The 18,662-nt window shown below is 55.3% G+C and carries 22 protein-coding genes; 13 read left to right on the forward strand and 9 right to left on the reverse strand.

The features are described from left to right. Window positions 1-191: 191 nt before the first annotated feature. The gene (gene cyaY / locus ACRCWW_RS01325; RefSeq protein ID WP_438680777.1) at window positions 192-512 is read right to left on the reverse strand and encodes an iron donor protein CyaY; all 321 of its coding nucleotides are present in this window, start codon (window positions 510-512) and stop codon (window positions 192-194) included. A gap of 110 nt (window positions 513-622) precedes the next feature. On the opposite strand from cyaY, the gene lptM reads away from it, so the two are divergent. From lptM to corA, 8 genes are all read left to right on the forward strand, one after another. Then, on the forward strand, window positions 623-826 hold the full coding sequence (lptM, locus tag ACRCWW_RS01330; RefSeq protein ID WP_438680778.1) for an LPS translocon maturation chaperone LptM: 204 nt from the start codon (window positions 623-625) through the stop codon (window positions 824-826). Between the two features lie 36 nt (window positions 827-862). Continuing rightward, complete coding sequence (gene dapF / locus ACRCWW_RS01335) at window positions 863-1,687, forward strand: diaminopimelate epimerase (protein ID WP_438680779.1); 825 nt, start codon at window positions 863-865, stop codon at window positions 1,685-1,687. Beyond that, complete coding sequence (locus tag ACRCWW_RS01340; RefSeq protein WP_438680780.1) at window positions 1,684-2,391, forward strand: DUF484 domain-containing protein; 708 nt, start codon at window positions 1,684-1,686, stop codon at window positions 2,389-2,391. Before dapF ends, ACRCWW_RS01340 begins: the two co-directional genes overlap by 4 nt. After that, window positions 2,388-3,290, forward strand: a complete 903-nt coding sequence (gene xerC, locus ACRCWW_RS01345; protein ID WP_438680781.1) for a tyrosine recombinase XerC — start codon at window positions 2,388-2,390, stop codon at window positions 3,288-3,290. Before ACRCWW_RS01340 ends, xerC begins: the two co-directional genes overlap by 4 nt. Next, complete coding sequence (gene yigB / locus ACRCWW_RS01350) at window positions 3,290-4,006, forward strand: 5-amino-6-(5-phospho-D-ribitylamino)uracil phosphatase YigB (RefSeq protein WP_438680782.1); 717 nt, start codon at window positions 3,290-3,292, stop codon at window positions 4,004-4,006. Before xerC ends, yigB begins: the two co-directional genes overlap by 1 nt. 64 nt (window positions 4,007-4,070) lie before the next feature. Beyond that, complete coding sequence (uvrD, locus tag ACRCWW_RS01355) at window positions 4,071-6,233, forward strand: DNA helicase II (protein ID WP_438680783.1); 2,163 nt, start codon at window positions 4,071-4,073, stop codon at window positions 6,231-6,233. 148 nt (window positions 6,234-6,381) lie between these two features. After that, window positions 6,382-6,438: a YsgD/CorL family protein gene (gene ysgD, locus ACRCWW_RS01360; RefSeq protein ID WP_366509402.1), complete on the forward strand. Its 57-nt coding sequence runs from the start codon at window positions 6,382-6,384 to the stop codon at window positions 6,436-6,438. Window positions 6,439-6,587: 149 nt separating this feature from the next. Further along, the gene (gene corA, locus ACRCWW_RS01365; protein WP_438680784.1) at window positions 6,588-7,538 is read left to right on the forward strand and encodes a magnesium/cobalt transporter CorA; all 951 of its coding nucleotides are present in this window, start codon (window positions 6,588-6,590) and stop codon (window positions 7,536-7,538) included. Here the strand turns inward: corA and ACRCWW_RS01370 are convergent. The 4 genes from ACRCWW_RS01370 to yigI form a co-directional block, all read right to left on the reverse strand. Beyond that, window positions 7,516-8,250: a phosphate/phosphite/phosphonate ABC transporter substrate-binding protein gene (locus ACRCWW_RS01370; protein WP_438680785.1), complete on the reverse strand. Its 735-nt coding sequence runs from the start codon at window positions 8,248-8,250 to the stop codon at window positions 7,516-7,518. The genes corA and ACRCWW_RS01370 overlap by 23 nt on opposite strands. After that, window positions 8,240-9,214, reverse strand: a complete 975-nt coding sequence (locus ACRCWW_RS01375) for a fatty acid desaturase (protein WP_438680786.1) — start codon at window positions 9,212-9,214, stop codon at window positions 8,240-8,242. Before ACRCWW_RS01375 ends, ACRCWW_RS01370 begins: the two co-directional genes overlap by 11 nt. 107 nt (window positions 9,215-9,321) lie before the next feature. Next, window positions 9,322-10,215, reverse strand: a complete 894-nt coding sequence (gene rarD, locus ACRCWW_RS01380) for an EamA family transporter RarD (RefSeq protein WP_438680787.1) — start codon at window positions 10,213-10,215, stop codon at window positions 9,322-9,324. A gap of 51 nt (window positions 10,216-10,266) precedes the next feature. Beyond that, window positions 10,267-10,734: an acyl-CoA thioesterase YigI gene (gene yigI, locus ACRCWW_RS01385; protein ID WP_438680788.1), complete on the reverse strand. Its 468-nt coding sequence runs from the start codon at window positions 10,732-10,734 to the stop codon at window positions 10,267-10,269. 157 nt (window positions 10,735-10,891) lie between these two features. Between yigI and pldA the strand changes: the two genes are divergently transcribed. Further along, window positions 10,892-11,761 carry a phospholipase A gene (pldA, locus tag ACRCWW_RS01390; RefSeq protein WP_438680789.1) on the forward strand — a complete coding sequence of 290 codons (870 nt, stop codon included), beginning with the start codon at window positions 10,892-10,894 and terminating at the stop codon, window positions 11,759-11,761. A gap of 147 nt (window positions 11,762-11,908) precedes the next feature. Here pldA and ACRCWW_RS01395 read toward each other — a convergent pair whose 3' ends face one another. Genes ACRCWW_RS01395 through ACRCWW_RS01405 form a run of 3 tightly spaced genes read right to left on the reverse strand, consistent with a single transcriptional unit; the run spans window position 11,909 to window position 13,127 of the window. Next, on the reverse strand, window positions 11,909-12,169 hold the full coding sequence (locus ACRCWW_RS01395; protein ID WP_438680790.1) for a hypothetical protein: 261 nt from the start codon (window positions 12,167-12,169) through the stop codon (window positions 11,909-11,911). Then, window positions 12,169-12,648, reverse strand: coding sequence for a DUF2778 domain-containing protein (locus ACRCWW_RS01400; RefSeq protein ID WP_438680791.1), 480 nt, complete (start codon window positions 12,646-12,648; stop codon window positions 12,169-12,171). Before ACRCWW_RS01400 ends, ACRCWW_RS01395 begins: the two co-directional genes overlap by 1 nt. Continuing rightward, window positions 12,645-13,127 (reverse strand): Hcp family type VI secretion system effector, encoded by a 483-nt coding sequence (locus ACRCWW_RS01405; protein ID WP_438680792.1) that lies wholly within the window; start codon window positions 13,125-13,127, stop codon window positions 12,645-12,647. Before ACRCWW_RS01405 ends, ACRCWW_RS01400 begins: the two co-directional genes overlap by 4 nt. A 371-nt stretch (window positions 13,128-13,498) precedes the next feature. Between ACRCWW_RS01405 and recQ the strand changes: the two genes are divergently transcribed. Next, entirely contained in the window at window positions 13,499-15,328 is a 1,830-nt protein-coding gene (recQ, locus tag ACRCWW_RS01410) for an ATP-dependent DNA helicase RecQ (RefSeq protein WP_438680814.1), read from the forward strand. Window positions 15,329-15,392: 64 nt separating this feature from the next. Then, window positions 15,393-16,013 (forward strand): threonine export protein RhtC, encoded by a 621-nt coding sequence (rhtC, locus tag ACRCWW_RS01415; RefSeq protein WP_438680793.1) that lies wholly within the window; start codon window positions 15,393-15,395, stop codon window positions 16,011-16,013. Here rhtC and rhtB read toward each other — a convergent pair whose 3' ends face one another. Next, complete coding sequence (gene rhtB / locus ACRCWW_RS01420) at window positions 16,014-16,634, reverse strand: homoserine/homoserine lactone efflux protein (protein ID WP_438680794.1); 621 nt, start codon at window positions 16,632-16,634, stop codon at window positions 16,014-16,016. Window positions 16,635-16,743: 109 nt separating this feature from the next. On the opposite strand from rhtB, the gene pldB reads away from it, so the two are divergent. Together pldB and yigL are read left to right on the forward strand one after the other, a co-directional pair. Beyond that, a complete protein-coding gene (gene pldB, locus ACRCWW_RS01425; protein ID WP_438680795.1) occupies window positions 16,744-17,736 on the forward strand; it encodes a lysophospholipase L2 in 993 nt (330 codons plus the stop codon). Between the two features lie 41 nt (window positions 17,737-17,777). Further along, window positions 17,778-18,584 carry a sugar/pyridoxal phosphate phosphatase YigL gene (yigL, locus tag ACRCWW_RS01430; protein ID WP_438680796.1) on the forward strand — a complete coding sequence of 269 codons (807 nt, stop codon included), beginning with the start codon at window positions 17,778-17,780 and terminating at the stop codon, window positions 18,582-18,584. Window positions 18,585-18,662: the final 78 nt, after the last annotated feature.

The following is an 18,662-nucleotide window of genomic DNA, read 5'->3' on the forward strand; positions in this document are numbered from 1 at the left end:
AACGGGAAAAATGGGAAGCTAATAATCGGGGCGATGATGCGGAAGCTGGCGCAGGTGGCGTATGGCGTCCTGAAATCAGGACGCCCTTTCGATGCCACTCAGCATATGGAAAATGCTTGCGTGGCATAACAGTATCTACATTTCGAGCCGTTGTAGGCCCGGTCAGCGTAGCGCCACCGGGCAAAACAGATTCAGCGGAAGCTAACCTCTTCACCCGCCTGCTGAGTCGCAGCCTGCTCCAGTAAATCCCAGAACGTTTCGCCGCTGCGATCGCACACCCACTCATCTTCCTTGAGGCTGAAGTGATAGCCGCCCTGTTTGGTCGCCAGCCACACCTGATGCAGCGGCTCCTGACGGTTGATAATGATTTTGCTGCCGTTTTCAAAACTGAGCGTCAGCACGCCGCCGTTGATCTCACAATCGATATCGCTGTCGCCGTCCCGGTCATCAAGACGCTCTTCAATGGTGAGCCAAAGTGTGTCGGCAAGGCGATGGAATTCACTGTCGTTCATTTTTGTTTCCCATTATTGCGTGATGGCGACAGTATATCGCTAAACGCTTGCTTTTACGTCTTCTCCTGCGATGATAGAAAGCAGAAAGCATCAACCACAGGCACTTTAGAATGAAGAACATTGTTGGACCTCTGGTCCTTTTGACTGCGTTGTTTACGCTGACGGGTTGCGGTCTCAAAGGCCCTCTTTATTTTCCGCCGGCCGATAAAACAGCCGCTCCGCCGACCCAACCGGTAAACCCTGGAACGCAAAGCACCGAGCCGACTCGTAACGATCGCGGCGATAGCGGTGGCCCGACTCAGGTGAACTACTAAAACTCAGTCGTTGTTTCTGCGTGGATGGAGTAGATGATGCAGTTCTCTAAAATGCATGGCCTTGGCAACGACTTTATGGTCGTTGATGCGGTGACGCAGAACGTGTTCTTTTCGCCGGAGCTGATTCGTCGCCTCGCGGATCGGCATCTCGGCGTAGGGTTTGATCAACTGTTGGTGGTTGAGCCCCCGTACGATCCCGATCTCGATTTTCACTACCGCATCTTCAATGCCGATGGCAGCGAAGTGAATCAGTGTGGCAACGGCGCACGTTGTTTTGCCCGTTTTGTTCGCATCAAAGGCCTGACCAATAAACGTGATATCCGCGTCAGCACCGCTAATGGCCGTATGGTATTAAGCGTAACGGATGACGAACTGGTGCACGTGAACATGGGCGAACCCAACTTCGAGCCTTCGCAGGTGCCTTTCCGCGCTAACAAAGCGGAAAAGACCTATATTATGCGTGCGGCAGAACAAACAGTATTGTGCGGCGTGGTCTCGATGGGCAACCCGCATTGCGTCATTCAGGTCGATGATGTGGATACCGCTGCGGTGGAAACATTAGGACCGGTGCTGGAAAGCCATGAGCGTTTTCCGGAGCGTGCCAATATCGGTTTTATGCAGGTCGTCAAACGTGACCACATCCGTTTGCGCGTGTATGAACGTGGCGCTGGCGAAACGCAAGCGTGCGGAAGTGGAGCCTGTGCCGCCGTTGCGGTGGGCATCCAGCAAGGCTTGCTGGCCGAAGAGGTACGCGTGGAACTGCCAGGCGGGCGGCTGGATATCGCCTGGAAAGGACCGGGTCAACCGTTGTATATGACTGGCCCGGCGGCACATGTCTACGACGGATTTATTCATTTATGAAACAAATAGGGGAAGAGCAGCAGGCGGAGCTTAGCGCGCTGGATGACAGCGCGGTGGTGGAGTATCTGTTGCACCATCCTGAGTTTTTCATTCGCAACGCCCCGGTTGTGGAGCAGATGCGCGTCCCGCATCCTGTTCGCGGCACGGTGTCGTTGGTTGAGTGGCACATGGCGCGGGCGAGAAACCAAATCAACGCGCTGGAAGAAAACATGTCGCTGCTGGTGGAACAGGCAACGGCCAACGAAAGCCTGTTCTACCGCCTGCTGCATCTGCAAACGCGCCTCGCGGCGGCAGAAAGCCTCGACGATATGTTGAATCGCTTTCATCGTTGGGCCCGCGAGCTGGGTCTGGCAGGGGCAACCGTTCGCCTGTTTGCCGATCGCTGGCGCATTGGCGCGCCGTCTAAGTTCACTCAGCTGGCGCTCTCGCGTCAGGCCTTTGAACCCATTCGCATTCAACGTCTTGGTCAGGAACGGCATTTCCTTGGTTCGCTCAACGGCCCGGAATTGCTGGTCATGATTCCGGATGCCAAAGCCATTGGCTCGGTGGCGATGTCGATGCTCGGCAGCGATGGCGATCTGGGCATGATCCTGTTCAGCAGCCGTGATGCGCACCACTATCAGGCAGGACAAGGCACACACCTCCTTCAGGAAATTTCGCTGCTGTTACCTGGCCTGCTGGAGCGCTGGGTCGAGCGCGTATGACGGCCTCACCTTTAGCGACAGCCACCGAACGTTTCCTGCGTTATCTGGGTGTAGAGCGCCAGTTAAGCCCCATCACCGTGTTGAATTATCAGCGTCAGCTTGATGCCATCATCGCTTTAGCCGATGAAACCGGCGTCAAAAGCTGGCAACAATGTGACGCTGCCGTGGTGCGCAGTTTTGCCACCCGCAGCCGCCGCAAAGGGCTTGGCCCTGCCAGCCTCGCGCTGCGCCTCTCCGCATTACGCAGTTTTTTCGACTGGTTAGTGGGACAGGGCGAGCTACAGGTCAACCCGGCGAAAGCCGTCTCTGCGCCGAAAACGCCGCGCCATCTGCCGAAGAACATTGATGTCGATGATGTGAATCGTCTGCTGGATATCGATCTTAACGATCCGCTGGCCGTGCGGGACAGAGCGATGCTGGAAGTGATGTACGGCGCGGGTCTGCGTCTTTCCGAATTAGTTGGTCTGGATTTGAAACATCTCGATCTGGAATCGGGTGAAGTGTGGGTGATGGGCAAGGGCAGCAAAGAGCGCCGTTTGCCGATTGGCCGCAACGCGGTGCAGTGGATTGAACACTGGCTGGATTTACGCGGGCTGTTTGGCGCAGAAGAAGACGCGCTGTTTTTATCCAAACTCGGTAAGCGAATTTCGGCTCGCAATGTGCAAAAGCGTTTCGGCGAGTGGGGTATCAAACAAGGGCTGAACAGCCACGTCAACCCACACAAACTCCGTCACTCCTTCGCCACCCATATGCTGGAATCGAGCGGCGATCTGCGCGGCGTGCAGGAATTACTGGGCCACGCCAATCTGTCGACCACTCAGATCTATACCCATCTTGATTTTCAACACCTTGCTTCGGTGTACGACAAAGCGCATCCACGCGCAAAACGGGGGAAATAATGCGTTTTTACCGTCCTCTGGGCCAGATAGCCGCCCTGACGTTTGATCTCGATGACACCCTTTACGATAACCGCCAGGTGATTCGCCGCACCGAGAAAGAGTCGCTGGCGTTTGTTCGCAACTATCACCCGGCGTTGAATCAGCTTGAGAGCATCGATTTCCAGCAACTGCGCACGGCGCTACGTCAGGCAGAGCCGGAAATCTATCACGATGTCACCGAATGGCGGCGTCGTGCGGTAGAGCAGGCGATGCTGAATGCGGGTTTATCCACGAGCGAGGCTGAAGTCGGCGCTAACGCCGCGATGATGAATTTCGCCAAATGGCGCAGCGCCATCGACGTGCCGCAGGAAACGCACGACACCCTCGCAAAGCTGGCAGAAAAATGGCCGCTGGTGGCGATCACCAACGGCAATGCCCAGCCAGAATTGTTCGGCCTGAATGAGTACTTCAAATTTGTGCTTCGCGCTGGCCCTGACGGGCGCTCGAAACCGTTCAGCGATATGTACCATCTGGCGGCTGAACGCCTGGATGTGCCGCTGGAACACATTCTGCACGTGGGCGACGACCTGACCACGGATGTTGCCGGTGCCGTCCGCTGCGGCATGCAGGCGTGCTGGATAAATCTGCTCGATGGCGACCTGATGCAAATCAACGACAGTCGCCTGCTGCCGCACATTGAAATTTCGCGGTTGGCATCCCTCACTACGCTGATATAATCACCAGCAACTCTGTATATATTAACAGGGGTTCTGCGAACCCCGATTTTCTCCGGCGGTGCCAATGGACGTTTCTTACCTGCTCGACAGCCTCAATGACAAACAGCGTGAAGCCGTAGCGGCCAAGCGTACCAACCTGCTGGTGCTGGCTGGGGCGGGGAGTGGTAAGACGCGCGTGCTGGTGCACCGCATTGCCTGGCTGCAAAGCGTGGAAAACTGCTCGCCGTATTCGATTATGGCGGTGACGTTCACCAACAAGGCGGCGGCGGAAATGCGTCACCGTATCGCGCAGCTGATGGGCTCTTCGCAGGGGGGCATGTGGGTTGGCACCTTCCACGGGCTGGCGCACCGCTTGCTGCGTGCGCACCATCTCGACGCCAATCTGCCGCAGGATTTCCAGATTCTGGACAGCGAAGATCAGCTGCGCCTGCTGAAGCGCCTTATGAAAGCGATGAACCTTGACGAAAAGCAGTGGCCCGCGCGTCAGGGGATGTGGTTTATCAACGGCAAGAAAGATGAGGGCCTGCGTCCGCATCATATTCAAAGCTTCGGCAATCCTATCGAACAAACCTGGATCAGCGTTTATAAAGCCTATCAGGAAGCCTGCGATCGCGCAGGGCTGGTGGATTTTGCCGAGCTGCTGCTGCGTGCGCACGAGCTGTGGCTCAACAAGCCGCATATCTTGCAGCACTACCGCGAACGCTTCACCAATATCCTCGTCGACGAATTCCAGGATACCAACAACATTCAGTACGCGTGGATCCGCATGCTGGCGGGCGACACCGGCAAGGTGATGATCGTTGGCGACGATGACCAGTCAATTTACGGCTGGCGCGGTGCACAGGTTGAAAACATTCAGCGCTTCCTCAACGATTTCCCGGGTGCCGAAACCATTCGTCTGGAACAGAACTACCGTTCGACGAACAACATTCTGAGCGCCGCCAACGCCCTGATTGAGAACAACAACGGGCGGCTGGGTAAAAAGCTGTGGACCGACGGCGTCGACGGCGAGCCGATTTCTCTCTACTGCGCGTTTAACGAACTCGACGAAGCACGCTTCGTGGTGAACCGCATCAAAACCTGGCAGGACAACGGCGGGGCACTGGAGCAGTGCGCCATTCTTTACCGCAGCAACGCCCAGTCGCGCGTGCTGGAAGAAGCCTTATTGCAGGTCAGCATGCCGTACCGCATCTACGGTGGCATGCGCTTCTTCGAGCGCCAGGAGATCAAAGATGCGCTTTCTTATTTGCGCCTGATTGCCAATCGCAATGATGACGCAGCCTTTGAACGCGTGGTGAATACCCCCACGCGAGGGATTGGCGATCGCACTCTGGATGTCGTGCGTCAGGCCTCGCGAGATCGCCAGCTAACGCTGTGGCAAGCCTGCCGTGAATTGCTGAAAGAGAAAGCCCTGGCAGGACGTGCGGCCAGCGCGTTACAGCGCTTTATGGAGCTTATCGAAGCGCTGGCGCAGGAAACCGTCGACATGCCGCTGCACGTCCAGACCGACCGGGTTATCAAAGATTCCGGCCTGTTCATGATGTACGAACAGGAGAAAGGCGAGAAAGGCCAGACGCGTATCGAAAACTTAGAGGAACTGGTGACGGCCACGCGCCAGTTCAGCTACAACGACGAAGAAGAAGACATGATGCCGTTGCAGGCGTTCCTCTCTCACGCTGCGCTGGAGGCGGGCGAAGGGCAGGCGGACACCTGGCAGGACGCAGTACAGCTGATGACGCTGCACTCCGCGAAAGGTCTGGAGTTCCCGCAGGTGTTTATTGTCGGGATGGAAGAAGGCATGTTCCCGAGCCAGATGTCGTTGGATGAAGGTGGTCGTCTGGAAGAGGAACGCCGTCTGGCCTACGTCGGCGTAACGCGTGCAATGCAGAAGCTAACCCTGACTTACGCCGAAACGCGCCGCCTGTACGGCAAAGAGGTCTATCACCGCCCATCACGCTTTGTGGGTGAATTGCCGGAAGAGTGCGTGGAAGAAGTCCGTCTGCGTGCCACCGTCAGCCGTCCTGTGAGTCACCAGCGCATGGGCACGCCAATGGCGGAAAACGACACGGGCTATAAACTCGGCCAGCGTGTCCGTCATCCGAAATTTGGTGAAGGCACCATCGTCAATCTGGAAGGCAGCGGTGAACACAGCCGTTTGCAGGTCGCGTTCCAGGGCCAGGGGATCAAATGGCTGGTTGCCGCTTACGCTCGTCTCGAAACTGTGTAACTTTAAGAAAAACATAATAATTTTTTAACGTTCTGCTAGTCTTAATTGCCAGAGGGGTGGAAAAGCTCTCTGGCTTTTCGTTGCGTGTTGACGCTGCATTTAGGCTGGCGTAACATGCGCGCACGATTACGCTAAGAGGACTGATACCTTGGACACACCCAGTAGATGCTGGCTCAACTTCCTGCAATCCAGGAACAACTCCTAAGGCTATCACCCAACGCTGATGGCCTTAGAGGTTGTCAGCGACCCGCTCGTATTCCGTCGCTCTGAGTCAGGCTTTATGGTCTGAAACCCCCATTGTTTCTGTGTGCCCAACGTACTGTCCGATCATTTTTTGCATTGGGAGTCCCGGTCATGCTGAGCGCATTTCAACTGGAAAACAATCGCTTAACGCGTCTTGAGTCTGATGACATCGAACATCTGGGCAGCTCTGTCTGGGTCGATTTGGTGGAGCCGGATGATGAAGAGCGAAACCGCGTACAGACTGAGCTCGGTCAAAACCTGGCCACACGTCCTGAACTGGAAGACATCGAAGCATCGGCCCGTTTCTTCGAAGACGAAGACGGCCTGCACATTCACTCCTTCTTCTTTTTTGAAGATGCTGACGACCATGCGGGTAACTCCACCGTGGCCTTTACCATTCGCGAAGGGCGCCTGTTCACCCTGCGCGAGCGTGAACTGCCTGCGTTTCGTCTCTATCGTATGCGCGCCCGTAACCAGGAAATGGTCGACGGGAACGCCTTCGAGCTGTTGCTGGATCTGTTCGAAACAAAAATCGAACAGCTGGCGGATGAAATTGAAAACATCTACAGCGACCTGGAAAAGCTGAGCCGCGTGATCATGGAAGGCCATCAGGGTGATGAGTACGACGAAGCCCTCTCCACCCTGGCGGAGCTGGAAGATATCGGCTGGAAAGTCCGTTTGTGTCTGATGGATACCCAACGTGCGCTGAACTTCCTGGTGCGTAAGGCGCGTTTGCCTGCCGTCCAGCTGGAACAGGCGCGCGAGATCCTGCGAGATATCGAATCGCTGCTGCCGCATAACGAATCGCTGTTCCAGAAGGTGAACTTCCTGATGCAGGCGGCGATGGGCTTCATCAACATCGAGCAGAACCGCATCATCAAGATCTTCTCGGTGGTCTCCGTGGTCTTCCTGCCGCCGACGCTGGTGGCCTCCAGCTACGGGATGAACTTTGAGTTTATGCCAGAGCTGCATTTAAGCTTCGGCTATCCGGCAGCGATTGTGGTGATGATCCTCGCGGGCCTCGCGCCGTATCTTTACTTCAAGCGTAAGAACTGGCTGTAAGAATCACTTCATAATCCCGGCGGCTTGCAGGTGTGAAGCCGCCGATCAGCAATGGTTCTGCAATTTCCTTTTCTGTCGCGATCTCGCCCAGGACGTCGCGTAGCAACGCCAGCGTTTTCTCTGACGTGTGGCTCGACGTGATTAACGGCAGACCCGGTGTTAACGCCGTTTCGCCGATGATCGCAAGCCCCGCCAGCGCTTCTGGCTGATAACGGGCGAACAGCGCCAGGCTGACACAATCAATTGCTGCAATGTCGGCCACGCCATTTTGCAGCGCGTTCAGTGACTGGCGATGGCTGCCCGTCCAGACAAGTGAGCTAAAGAACGTATCGTCATGCGCCACGCTGTTCCGCAGCGCGTGATACCCCGATTGTGAATCTGCTGAATTGCTGGCGGCGATGCGCCCGCGAAACGCTTCTAAAGTTTTACCTTCATCCCCCTTTCGGATCACAAGCTTGCTACGGTAGTTTCCTTCCTCACAGCCCGGCGCGAGGTAATGAAACTGACCCACCACCTGAACCTCCGGTAGCTGAGTCATTAACGGATATCCGCAGGTCTGGCTCAACAATAACGTGTCGTCACGCCAGTGTGGGAGGAGTTCTACCGGTCGCAGAAAGTGTGCCTCAGGAAAACGGCGCAGCACGGCGGCAGCCAGCGCATCGGTGGCTGCGGGATAAACGTCATACATCGGAAAAGCGATGTTAGCGGTCATGTGATTTCCCCGGGTGCACCGTGACATCGACCGGGCGGAAGCGATAATTGCGCCACCATTCCCGATACCCTTTCACCACGAATCCCTGATTCCGCTGCTGATAACGTTCTGTATCGCGCAGCCAGACTTTGCGCAGGCCATACCAGGGCACGCCGGGTAAATCGTGGTGTACCGAATGATAGTTCAGATTGAGGAACAGCAGCCGCCACGGTAATGAGGTTTCGGTAATGGCGGAGCGTGCCAGCGGATCGTCCGCCGCGCGGTGCTCCAGGAAAGAACGGACTTTTGTCACGGCAAGCGCTGGATAGCTGACCGCAGCGAGATACCACAGGATCGGGAAATCGTTATGCTCCAGCCAGTAAAAAACCAGGGCGAGCAGGATGAAATGAACCAGCCACATGGCGATAGCAGGGCGTTCACCACGGCGAAATGAAGCCACCATTCCCGCAAGCACGCCGAAGATATCCAGCAGCGGAGCCAGCAGCAATCGCCCGACAAAGGTGTTTCGCCAGCGGATCACCCGTTGTTGCCACTCACTGAAACGCTGCCAGCGTTCGGCTGAAAAATAGTAAGTTTCCGGATCTTCTCCCGGCACGGTCAGCAGCTGATTACGGTGATGCGCCAGATGTGAATCGCGGTACAGGCCATACGGATACCACACGGCCAGAGGCAAAAGGCCGAACAGCTGGTTGAGACGCGGCCAGCGGGTCGGATGCCCATGAATAAGCTCGTGCTGAAGTGACATATACCAGGTGGTCAACAGAATGAGCAGGGCAGTCGAGGCGACCAGCCCCAGCGTTTGATGGAATGCCAGCGTGGCAAACCAGCCGCTGTAAATCGTGATCATCAGCAGCCACGTGGGGAGCTCGCTGCGCCACAGCCAGCTTTGAGACCACTGGCGCACCGCCAGCCGTTGGGAGTCGTTAAGCCAGGCAGAACGTCTGGCGCTGTCAGGAGGTAACATCCGGCCTTCACATTTCAGGAATACATTCGTTGAAGATGTGAGAAGCCGTCTGAAATAACAAAGAATTTAACCGGATGAGCTTTGCCGTTTTTCAGCAAAGCCGGGCATCAGGCTTTTGGCGCGCGTCGCAGCGTGTAAACCGCATCCATCACAAAGAGTGCCAGCGCGACCCAGATAAACGCAAAGGTCACCATCTTATCGGTACCCGGTGTTTCACCGTAGAACACGACAGCCAGCAGGAACATCAGCGTCGGGCCGATGTACTGGAAGAAACCGAGCGTCGAGAGACGCAGACGCGTGGCGGCACCGGTAAAGCACAGCAGCGGAATAGTGGTGACGACACCTGCCGCCATCAGCAGCAAATTCAGTGACCATGGGTTTTGCCCCATATGGCTGGTGGCGCTGTCGGCAATGCCGAACAGATAAATCGCCGCCACAGGCAACAGCCAGAGCGTTTCAACCAGCATGCCGGTCTGCGCATCGACAGCAATTTTTTTGCGTGCCAGGCCATAGAACGCAAAGCTGAAGGCCAGACCCAGCGCAATGATCGGCAGGGAGCCAAACGTCCAGAGCTGCACCAGCACGCCGCACGCCGCCAGCGCGACCGCCAGCCATTGCATACGACGGAAACGCTCGCCGAGGAAAATCATTCCCAGCACCACGTTCACCAGTGGGTTAATAAAGTAGCCGAGGCTCGCTTCAAGCATGTGCTGATTGTTCACCGCCCAGATAAACAGCAGCCAGTTGCCGCCGATAAGCACGGCGGACACCGCCAGCATCAGGATTTTTTTCGGGGTCTGGCACAGGCGTTTGATCCCGCTCCACTGACGGCTGATGGAGATCAGCGCAATCATGAAGAAGAAGGACCAGATAATACGGTGAGTCAGAATCTCATCGGCTGGCACGTAGTGGATCAGCTTGAAGTAAGCCGGTGCCACGCCCCAGATAAAATAAGCGGCAAGGGCGAGTAGTACGCCTTGCCGCGTCTGTTTAGCATCCATCAGTAAAATCCGTTACAGAAAAGTAAAACGATTTTACCTGAATTTACCTGATCAACCCACCATATAAGTCGCCGTGGCGCTGGCGATGTAGACCTGGTCTTCGTTATGCAATTCGACCCGAGCCACCGCCACTTTGTTGCCCGCCCGCAGCAGGCTGCTGGTGGCGGTAAAACGATTCCCACGCCCCGGGCGCAGATAATCGACACGTAAATCGATGGTGCCCATCCGCGACAGGCGCTGGCGCAGCTCGTCTTCGTTAATGGTGTCGTGACGAGTCAGCGTGCTGCCCACGCAAACCAGGCCTGCCGCCACATCCAGCGCCGAAGCAATCACGCCGCCGTGAAGAATGCTTTGCGCCCAGTTGCCGACCATCATCGGCTGATTGTTGAAGCTGAGCTGGGCAAACGCTTTTTCATAGCGCTCCAGCTCCAGGCCAAGCGCACGGTTAAACGGCATGTGATACACAAAAATATCGCCGACCAGTTTTAAGGCTTCCTCGGCGGTCAGTTCTTTAGACATAGCAACCTGTCCATTGGTTAATGAAATGTTGATTTTATATAGATTAACTGTTGAGTGCGACTTTCGGAACGGATAACCGCGCATTGCAGAGATAAATGGGTAGAATGTCGGGCGAATAATAATCCAAAAATAAACATTAATTTCAGGAGAACTCCCGATGCGAACCAGGCTGGGTTGGTTACTGGCAGTAGCAGGGCTGCCGCTTTCCGTTTACGCACAGGAAGCCACGATCAAGGATGTTCATGATACGCCCGCCGTTCGCGGCAGTATCATCGCTAACATGCTGCAGGAGCACGACAACCCGTTCACGCTCTACCCGTATGACACCAACTATCTGATCTATACGTGGAGCAGCGACATCAACAAAGAGGCCATCCAGACCTACAACTGGGCGGAGAATGCGCGTAAGGATGAGGTGAAATATCAGCTGAGCCTGGCGTTCCCTATCTGGCGCGGCATTCTGGGCGACAATTCCGTGCTGGGCGCCTCGTACACGCAAAAGTCCTGGTGGCAGCTTTCCAATACCGGCGAGTCTTCGCCTTTCCGCGAAACTAACTATGAGCCACAGCTTTTCTTAGGCTTTGCGACCGATTACGAGTTTGCAGGCTGGACGCTGCGCGATGTTGAAGTGGGTTATAACCACGACTCCAACGGTCGCTCAGACCCTACCTCCCGCAGCTGGAACCGCATGTATACGCGTCTGATGGCGCAGAACGGCAACATGATGGTTGAAGTGAAGCCGTGGTTTGTCATCGGCGACACCGACGATAACCCGGATATCACCAAATACATGGGTTACTACCAGCTGAAAATTGGTTATCAGCTGGGCGACGCAGTGCTGAGTGCGAAAGGCCAGTACAACTGGAACACTGGTTACGGCGGTGCGGAGCTGGGTATAAGCTACCCGGTGACGAAGCATATGCGTGTTTATACTCAGGTTTACAGCGGTTACGGCGAGTCGCTGATTGATTACAACTTCAATCAGACGCGCGTCGGCGTAGGCGTAATGCTCAACGATCTGTTTTAATCGTTGCACTCTTGTCCTCAGGCGCTGAATTACGCCTGGTAGGCTGGTGCAAGCGCAGCGCCGCCCGGCGCAGTATTCACGCTAATTTGCAATAAGCCATAAAAAAGCCCGCAGGTGTGCGGGCAGTTGGTTACAGGATCCGGCGGTTTAATGATCATTGGTGCGCCGCTGCTTGCTCATGCAGGCAGCCGCCACTGACCACACTAAACCAGCATTGAGTAATCCGGAGCCGATGAAAATCAGATAACCCATCATGTTGTCCCAATCTTCACTGCTGATGTCTCCAAAAAACTTAACGGCAACCCCGAACAGTGAACCTTCAGGGAGCAGGATATAGCCGACCGCCACGATAATCAGATAAGAACCAAAAAATGCCAGCCAGAGCAAGGCGAATTGATAGGGTTTCATTAGTACACCTGGATAGTGCCAAAGGCTGTTAAAGAGGCGGAGACTTTGAACGCCGGCGTTTTAAGCAGAGCTTCTCGCAGAAGTGTAAAATCTGATCTGCGAGGCAGTGTGATACAACCGTCACTCCTGCCTGCATATCCTGCCGGATGGAGTCTAAAATGGCCCCTTTCAACATCCTCAATGAATGTCAGATCATCGATGCGGCTATCATTTCTGTATAGCGCAAACCAGATTGACCGATCGGATCCCGTTGCTTCAGACTGGAACCAGTCACGAGCTCTGGTTCCCAGCCCGCCGCGCCCGCGAGTTACGATGAAATACTGTCCTGCCGGGAGTGGGCCAATGTCCTTAATCTTAATAGAGTCAGGGTTGTTTCTCATCGGCCCCGCATTGCCGGAGTAGGCCGGGAAGAAACCTATACCAGGGCAGCTTAACGTAGATAAAGCACCGCCGTTAAGGTGAAAGGTGCAGCGGATCATCTTTCGTTCCACGCGTCTGAAAACTGAATGCTACCGTCACAGTATTTCCAGGTTATTTTTTCGTAACGGAGTGAAACCCCTTCGAGGTGGTTATGCTTTTCGGTGCCAGGATTTTTGCAGTCATGCATCATGGGGCAAATAGAAACAACCTTCACTTTTTCGAGCAGCATATTGAAGTATTCAACCTCCTGACCTGCGTCGTTGATTTTGTACCACTTGAACTCAGCTGATTGAAGTGTCTGGCCCTTTGCGACAGCCCTATAGATGTAGGGGCTTGATGAATCGAATTCTTTCTCGAAAGTCAGAGCGCTATGTATGCGCGTACCTGTGATTTTTCCCGTATTACTATCAGTGGGAAGGTGAAGCCCGTGGCCAAATCCGAGGATCTCAATACTCCCCTCTCGATCCTGAACATCAACAGAGCCTTTAATGTCTGCGCCGCCATCATCTTTGAGCCATAAATAAGCTGGTATCGCCATGAAAATTCCCTTTAGGTTTATAACGGTTAATTTTGCATAATAAATAACCTGTTGCGAAAGCTTGTCAAGAAAAAGATGCAAAGATAATTATTTGAAATCAATGAGATACATAAATTTTGTGAATGCCAGACTTGTAATCATAAATGAGATGGTTTCTACCGTGGTGAGACATTGCATGAGTGCAATACGTAGATAAAACGAGGTAGGGTTTTGCCTGCTGAGCGTTTATGATACCTGCGTACGGCTCGATAATTGCTCGTATAATGCATGTGTTTTTTCAAGTATCTATCTTTTAAGTTAAATTAAATCAGGCGGTTATAATTTCAATCATTGAAAATAGCGCCTGTTTTTATTTCAGGACTGGGGTGAGTGTGGCGCAGGCGGAAGTGATCAATCAGGTAACGCTGGCAAGACAGGTTTTGCAGGAAACCTTCGGCTACCAGCAATTCCGCCCGGGACAGGAAACGATCATCGAGACCGTGCTTGAAGGGCGCGATTGTCTGGTGGTGATGCCGACGGGCGGCGGAAAATCGCTCTGCTATCAAATCCCGGCGTTAGTGCTTGAAGGCCTGACGGTGGTGGTGTCCCCGCTTATCTCGCTGATGAAAGACCAGGTCGATCAGCTGCTCGCCAACGGTGTGGCGGCGGCCTGTCTGAACTCAACCCAGACCCGCGAACAGCAGCAGGAGATTATGGCGGGATGCCGAACGGGCAAAATCCGCCTGCTCTATATCGCGCCCGAGCGCCTGATGCTCGACAACTTCCTCGAAAACCTCAGCCACTGGAATCCGGTGATGCTGGCGGTGGACGAAGCGCACTGTATCTCCCAGTGGGGCCACGATTTCCGTCCTGAATATGCCGCATTAGGGCATTTGCGTCAGCGCTTCCCGGCGCTGCCGTTTATGGCGCTGACGGCGACTGCCGACGACACGACGCGCAGCGATATCGTCCGTCTGCTCGGCCTCAACGATCCGCTGATTCAAATCAGCAGCTTCGACCGCCCCAATATCCGTTACATGCTGATGGAGAAGTTTAAGCCTCTCGATCAGCTGATGCGCTACGTGCAGGAGCAGCGCGGTAAATCCGGCATTATTTACTGCAACAGCCGTTCAAAGGTGGAAGACACCGCCGCCCGTCTGCAAAGTCGTGGTATCAGCGCCGGGGCTTATCACGCCGGGCTGGAAAACGACGTGCGTGCCGATGTGCAGGAGAAGTTCCAGCGAGACGACCTGCAAATCGTGGTGGCGACCGTGGCGTTTGGCATGGGCATCAACAAGCCCAACGTGCGCTTTGTGGTTCACTTTGATATTCCGCGCAACATCGAATCTTACTACCAGGAAACCGGCCGCGCCGGGCGTGATGGCCTGCCTGCGGAAGCGATGCTGTTTTACGATCCGGCCGACATGGCCTGGCTGCGCCGCTGCCTCGAAGAGAAACCTGCCGGGCAGCTTCAGGACATTGAACGTCATAAGCTCAATGCGATGGGTGCCTTTGCGGAAGCGCAAACCTGCCGCCGCCTGGTGCTGCTGAACTACTTTGGCGAAGGGCGTCAGGAGCCGTGCGGTAACTGCGACGTTTGCCTTGATCCCCCGCGTCAGTACGACGGGCTGGAAGATGCGCGCAAAGCGCTCTCGACGGTGTATCGCGTGAATCAGCGTTTCGGGATGGGCTACGTGGTGGAAGTGCTGCGCGGGGCGAATAATCAGCGTATCCGCGAAATGGGACACGACAAGCTGCCCGTTTACGGCATTGGCCGCGAGCAGAGCCACGAGCATTGGGTCAGCGTGATTCGCCAGCTCATCCACATGGGCTTTGCAACCCAGAACATCGCCCATCATTCTGCCTTACAGCTCACCGAAGCGGCGCGTCCGATCCTGCGTGCCGACGTCCCGCTACAGCTGGCTGTGCCGCGTGTGCTCGCGCTCAAACCTCGCGTCGCGCAGAAATCGTATGGTGGTAATTACGACCGCAAACTGTTCGCCAAACTGCGCAAGCTGCGTAAATCCATTGCCGACGAAGAAAACATCCCGCCTTACGTGGTGTTTAACGACGCGACGCTGATTGAAATGGCGGAGCAAATGCCGACCTCACCGGGTGAAATGCTGAGCGTGAACGGCGTGGGAATGCGCAAGCTCGAGCGTTTTGGTCAGGAGTTTCTGGCGCTGATCCGCTCGCACGTGGATGGCGATGATGAGGAGTAGTCAGCCGGGCGAAAAAGTGCCAGGATAATCACTCACTGAATTACTTCCCCGCGAGTTATTTTTTATGCTGATGTTATTTCTCACCGTGGCGATGGTGCATCTGATTGCACTGATGAGCCCGGGCCCGGACTTTTTCTTCGTGTCGCAAACGGCGGTCAGTCGCTCCCGAAAAGAAGCGATGATGGGCGTGCTCGGCATTACCGCAGGCGTGATGGTCTGGGCTGGCGTGGCGCTCCTGGGCCTGCATCTGCTCCTCGAAAAAATGGCCTGGCTGCATAACATCGTGATGGTCGGCGGCGGGCTTTATCTCTGCTGGATGGGCTATCAGATGCTGCGCGGCGCGCTGAAGAAAAGCGATGCGACAGCGGCTGAACCAGCCGTCGAACTGGCGCAGAGCGGAAAAAGCTTCCTCAAAGGCCTGCTGACCAATCTGGCCAACCCCAAAGCGATTATCTACTTCGGCTCAGTCTTCTCACTGTTCGTGGGCGACAGCGTGGGAGCCGCAGAGCGCTGGGGCATTTTCCTGCTGATTATCGTTGAAACTTTCGCGTGGTTTACCGTGGTGGCAAGCCTGTTTGCGCTGCCGTCCATGCGCCGGGGTTACCAGCGCATGGCGAAGTGGATTGATGGCGTAGCCGGAACCCTGTTTGCCGGATTCGGCATCCACCTGATTATCTCCCGCTAATTACGCATGGCGCGCAGAAGCTAACAGCGCGCCAACCAGCATAAACAGCGAACCAAAGACTTTATTCAGGGCCTTCATCTGACGAGGGCCTTTGATCCAGCCCGCAATGCGCTGCGCCAGCGCCGCATAGCCAATCATCACGATGATATCCACCACAATGGTCGTCACCCCGAGCACCACGTACTGCATTACCTGCGGCTGATGCGGCATGATGAACTGCGGGAACAGCGCCGCCAGAAAGACGATGCTTTTCGGGTTGGTCAGATTCACAAACACCGCGCGCTTGAAAAGATGTCCGCGTGACTGAGTTTTTGCCACGGTATTGAGATCGATAGCGCCCGCCGCGCGCCATTGCTGAATGCCGAGCCAGATAAGATAAGCGGCACCGGCCCACTTCAGCACCTCAAACGCCATTACCGAGCGAGAAAACAACGTTCCCAGCCCGACACCGACCAGCACGATGTGAATACCCAATCCGGTTTGCAGCCCGGCGATCGATGCGGCAGCGCCGCGATAGCCGTGATTGATGGAAGTGGTCATGGTGTTGATAGCTCCGGAGCCCGGAGAAAGGCTGAGGATAATCGACGTCAGCAGATAGGCGAACCACCATTCAAAGGTCATGAGAAATTCCTGAGGCACAGTTTTTATGCCACAATACCGTATAAAGCAGGTGTTGTAAGTCACGTCACTGAAAATACGATCTTCCGCGGTTAGCAAGGGTGGATACCCGATGTTTCAGCAAGAAATGGACTGGAAAACAAGAGAAAACGCGTATGCTGCTTTCACCATGGGGCCACTGAACGATTTCTGGCGCCAGCGTGAAGAAGCAGAGTTTAAAGGCGTAGACGGTGTTCCGGTACGCTTTGTCCGCTTTCGCGCAGAGCAAAACGATCGGGTGATTGTGGTTTGCCCGGGGCGCATTGAAAGCTATGTGAAATACGCTGAACTGGCCTATGACCTGTTCCACAGCGGTTTTGACGTGCTGATTATCGATCACCGCGGGCAGGGGCTTTCCGGGCGACTGCTCGACGACAGCCACCGTGGGCATGTGGTGAATTTCAGCGATTATGTCGACGATCTGAACGCCTTCTGGCAACAGGAGGTCGCTCCCGGCCCGTGGCGCAAGCGCTACATTCTTGGGCACTCCATGGGCGGCGCGATTTCTACGTTGCTGCTGCAACGCCATCCGGGGCTGTGTGATGCGATAGCGCTTTGTGCGCCGATGTTCGGTATCATCATGCGTCTGCCTGACTGGATGGTGCGTCACATTCTCGATTTCGCCGAGGGCCATCGGCGCATTCGTGAAAGCTATGCGATGGGGACAGGACGCTGGCATGCGCTGCCGTTCGGTCTCAACGTACTGACTCACAGCCGTGAACGCTATCGCCGTAATCTGGGGTTTTATGCGGATAACCCCTTCCTGCGTGTCGGCGGGCCAACGTACCATTGGGTGCGTGAAGGCGTGCTGGCCGGCGAGCAAATCCTCGCAGGTGCCGCCGATGACAACACGCCGACGTTGCTCATCCAGGCGGAAGAAGAACGGGTCGTGGATAACCGCATGCACGACCGCTACTGTGAATTACGCGCCGCAGCGGGCAAGCCTTGTGAAGGTGACACCCCGCTTGTCATAGAAGGTGCTTATCATGAGATCCTTTTTGAAAAGGACGATATGCGCTCAGTCGCGCTCACTGCCATCGTCGGCTTTTTTAACCGACATGATTAATCCGGCACTATGCCGCTCTTACCCAAAGGTTGAATCTTATTATGTACCAGGTTGTTGCGTCTGATTTGGATGGCACGTTACTCAATCCCGACCATCGTCTCTCCCCTTATGCAAAAGAAACCCTGCAACTGCTGACCGCCAAAGGGGTGAACTTCGTGTTCGCAACGGGCCGCCACCATATTGACGTTGGGCAAATTCGCGACGGGCTTGGCATCAAGTCCTTCATGATCACCTCCAACGGCGCGCGCGTGCACGATACCGACGGCAATCTGGTGTTTGCCCATAACCTTGACCGCGACATCGCCGCCGACCTTTTCGGCGTAGTGAATAACAATCCGGATATCGTGACCAACGTCTACCGCGATGACGAATGGTTTATGAACCGCCACCGTCCGGAAGAGATGCGTTTCTTCAAAGAAGCCATCTTTAACTATTCGCTGTATGAGCCGGGCCTGCTGGAGCCGGAAGGCGTGAGCAAAGTGTTCTTCACCTCGCCAGGCCATGAAGTGCTGCTGCCGCTGGAGCAGGCGATCAATGCTCGCTGGGGCGATCGCGTGAACGTCAGTTTCTCAACGTTGACCTGTCTGGAAGTGATGGCGGGCGGCGTCTCAAAAGGCCACGCGCTGGAAGCCGTTGCCAAAAAGATGGGTTACGGTTTAGCCGATTGTATCGCCTTCGGCGACGGCATGAACGACGCTGAAATGCTCTCGATGGCGGGCAAAGGCTGCATTATGGAAAATGCCCATCAGCGCCTGAAGGATTTGCATCCTGAGCTGGAAGTGATCGGCACCAACGCCGATGATGCCGTGCCGCACTACCTGCGCCGTCTGTACCTCGATCAGGCGTAACGCGACTCGCACCAGTGCACAAAAGCCCTGCTGGTCAGGGCTTTGCTGTATAAAATCCACTGACTGTTCTTTATTTGC

The organism is Scandinavium sp., from assembly GCF_051650185.1.
Classification (GTDB): Bacteria; Pseudomonadota; Gammaproteobacteria; order Enterobacterales; family Enterobacteriaceae; genus Scandinavium.

Coding starts and splice junctions, on each gene's coding strand:
- cyaY (WP_438680777.1), bottom strand. CDS start 512: ATGAACGACAGTGAATTCCATCGCCTTGCCGACACACTTTGGCTCACC.
- lptM (WP_438680778.1), top strand. CDS start 623: ATGAAGAACATTGTTGGACCTCTGGTCCTTTTGACTGCGTTGTTTACG.
- dapF (WP_438680779.1), top strand. CDS start 863: ATGCAGTTCTCTAAAATGCATGGCCTTGGCAACGACTTTATGGTCGTT.
- ACRCWW_RS01340 (WP_438680780.1), top strand. CDS start 1,684: ATGAAACAAATAGGGGAAGAGCAGCAGGCGGAGCTTAGCGCGCTGGAT.
- xerC (WP_438680781.1), top strand. CDS start 2,388: ATGACGGCCTCACCTTTAGCGACAGCCACCGAACGTTTCCTGCGTTAT.
- yigB (WP_438680782.1), top strand. CDS start 3,290: ATGCGTTTTTACCGTCCTCTGGGCCAGATAGCCGCCCTGACGTTTGAT.
- uvrD (WP_438680783.1), top strand. CDS start 4,071: ATGGACGTTTCTTACCTGCTCGACAGCCTCAATGACAAACAGCGTGAA.
- corA (WP_438680784.1), top strand. CDS start 6,588: ATGCTGAGCGCATTTCAACTGGAAAACAATCGCTTAACGCGTCTTGAG.
- ACRCWW_RS01370 (WP_438680785.1), bottom strand. CDS start 8,250: ATGACCGCTAACATCGCTTTTCCGATGTATGACGTTTATCCCGCAGCC.
- ACRCWW_RS01375 (WP_438680786.1), bottom strand. CDS start 9,214: ATGTTACCTCCTGACAGCGCCAGACGTTCTGCCTGGCTTAACGACTCC.
- rarD (WP_438680787.1), bottom strand. CDS start 10,215: ATGGATGCTAAACAGACGCGGCAAGGCGTACTACTCGCCCTTGCCGCT.
- yigI (WP_438680788.1), bottom strand. CDS start 10,734: ATGTCTAAAGAACTGACCGCCGAGGAAGCCTTAAAACTGGTCGGCGAT.
- pldA (WP_438680789.1), top strand. CDS start 10,892: ATGCGAACCAGGCTGGGTTGGTTACTGGCAGTAGCAGGGCTGCCGCTT.
- ACRCWW_RS01395 (WP_438680790.1), bottom strand. CDS start 12,169: ATGAAACCCTATCAATTCGCCTTGCTCTGGCTGGCATTTTTTGGTTCT.
- ACRCWW_RS01400 (WP_438680791.1), bottom strand. CDS start 12,648: ATGATCCGCTGCACCTTTCACCTTAACGGCGGTGCTTTATCTACGTTA.
- ACRCWW_RS01405 (WP_438680792.1), bottom strand. CDS start 13,127: ATGGCGATACCAGCTTATTTATGGCTCAAAGATGATGGCGGCGCAGAC.
- rhtC (WP_438680793.1), top strand. CDS start 15,393: ATGCTGATGTTATTTCTCACCGTGGCGATGGTGCATCTGATTGCACTG.
- rhtB (WP_438680794.1), bottom strand. CDS start 16,634: ATGACCTTTGAATGGTGGTTCGCCTATCTGCTGACGTCGATTATCCTC.
- pldB (WP_438680795.1), top strand. CDS start 16,744: ATGTTTCAGCAAGAAATGGACTGGAAAACAAGAGAAAACGCGTATGCT.
- yigL (WP_438680796.1), top strand. CDS start 17,778: ATGTACCAGGTTGTTGCGTCTGATTTGGATGGCACGTTACTCAATCCC.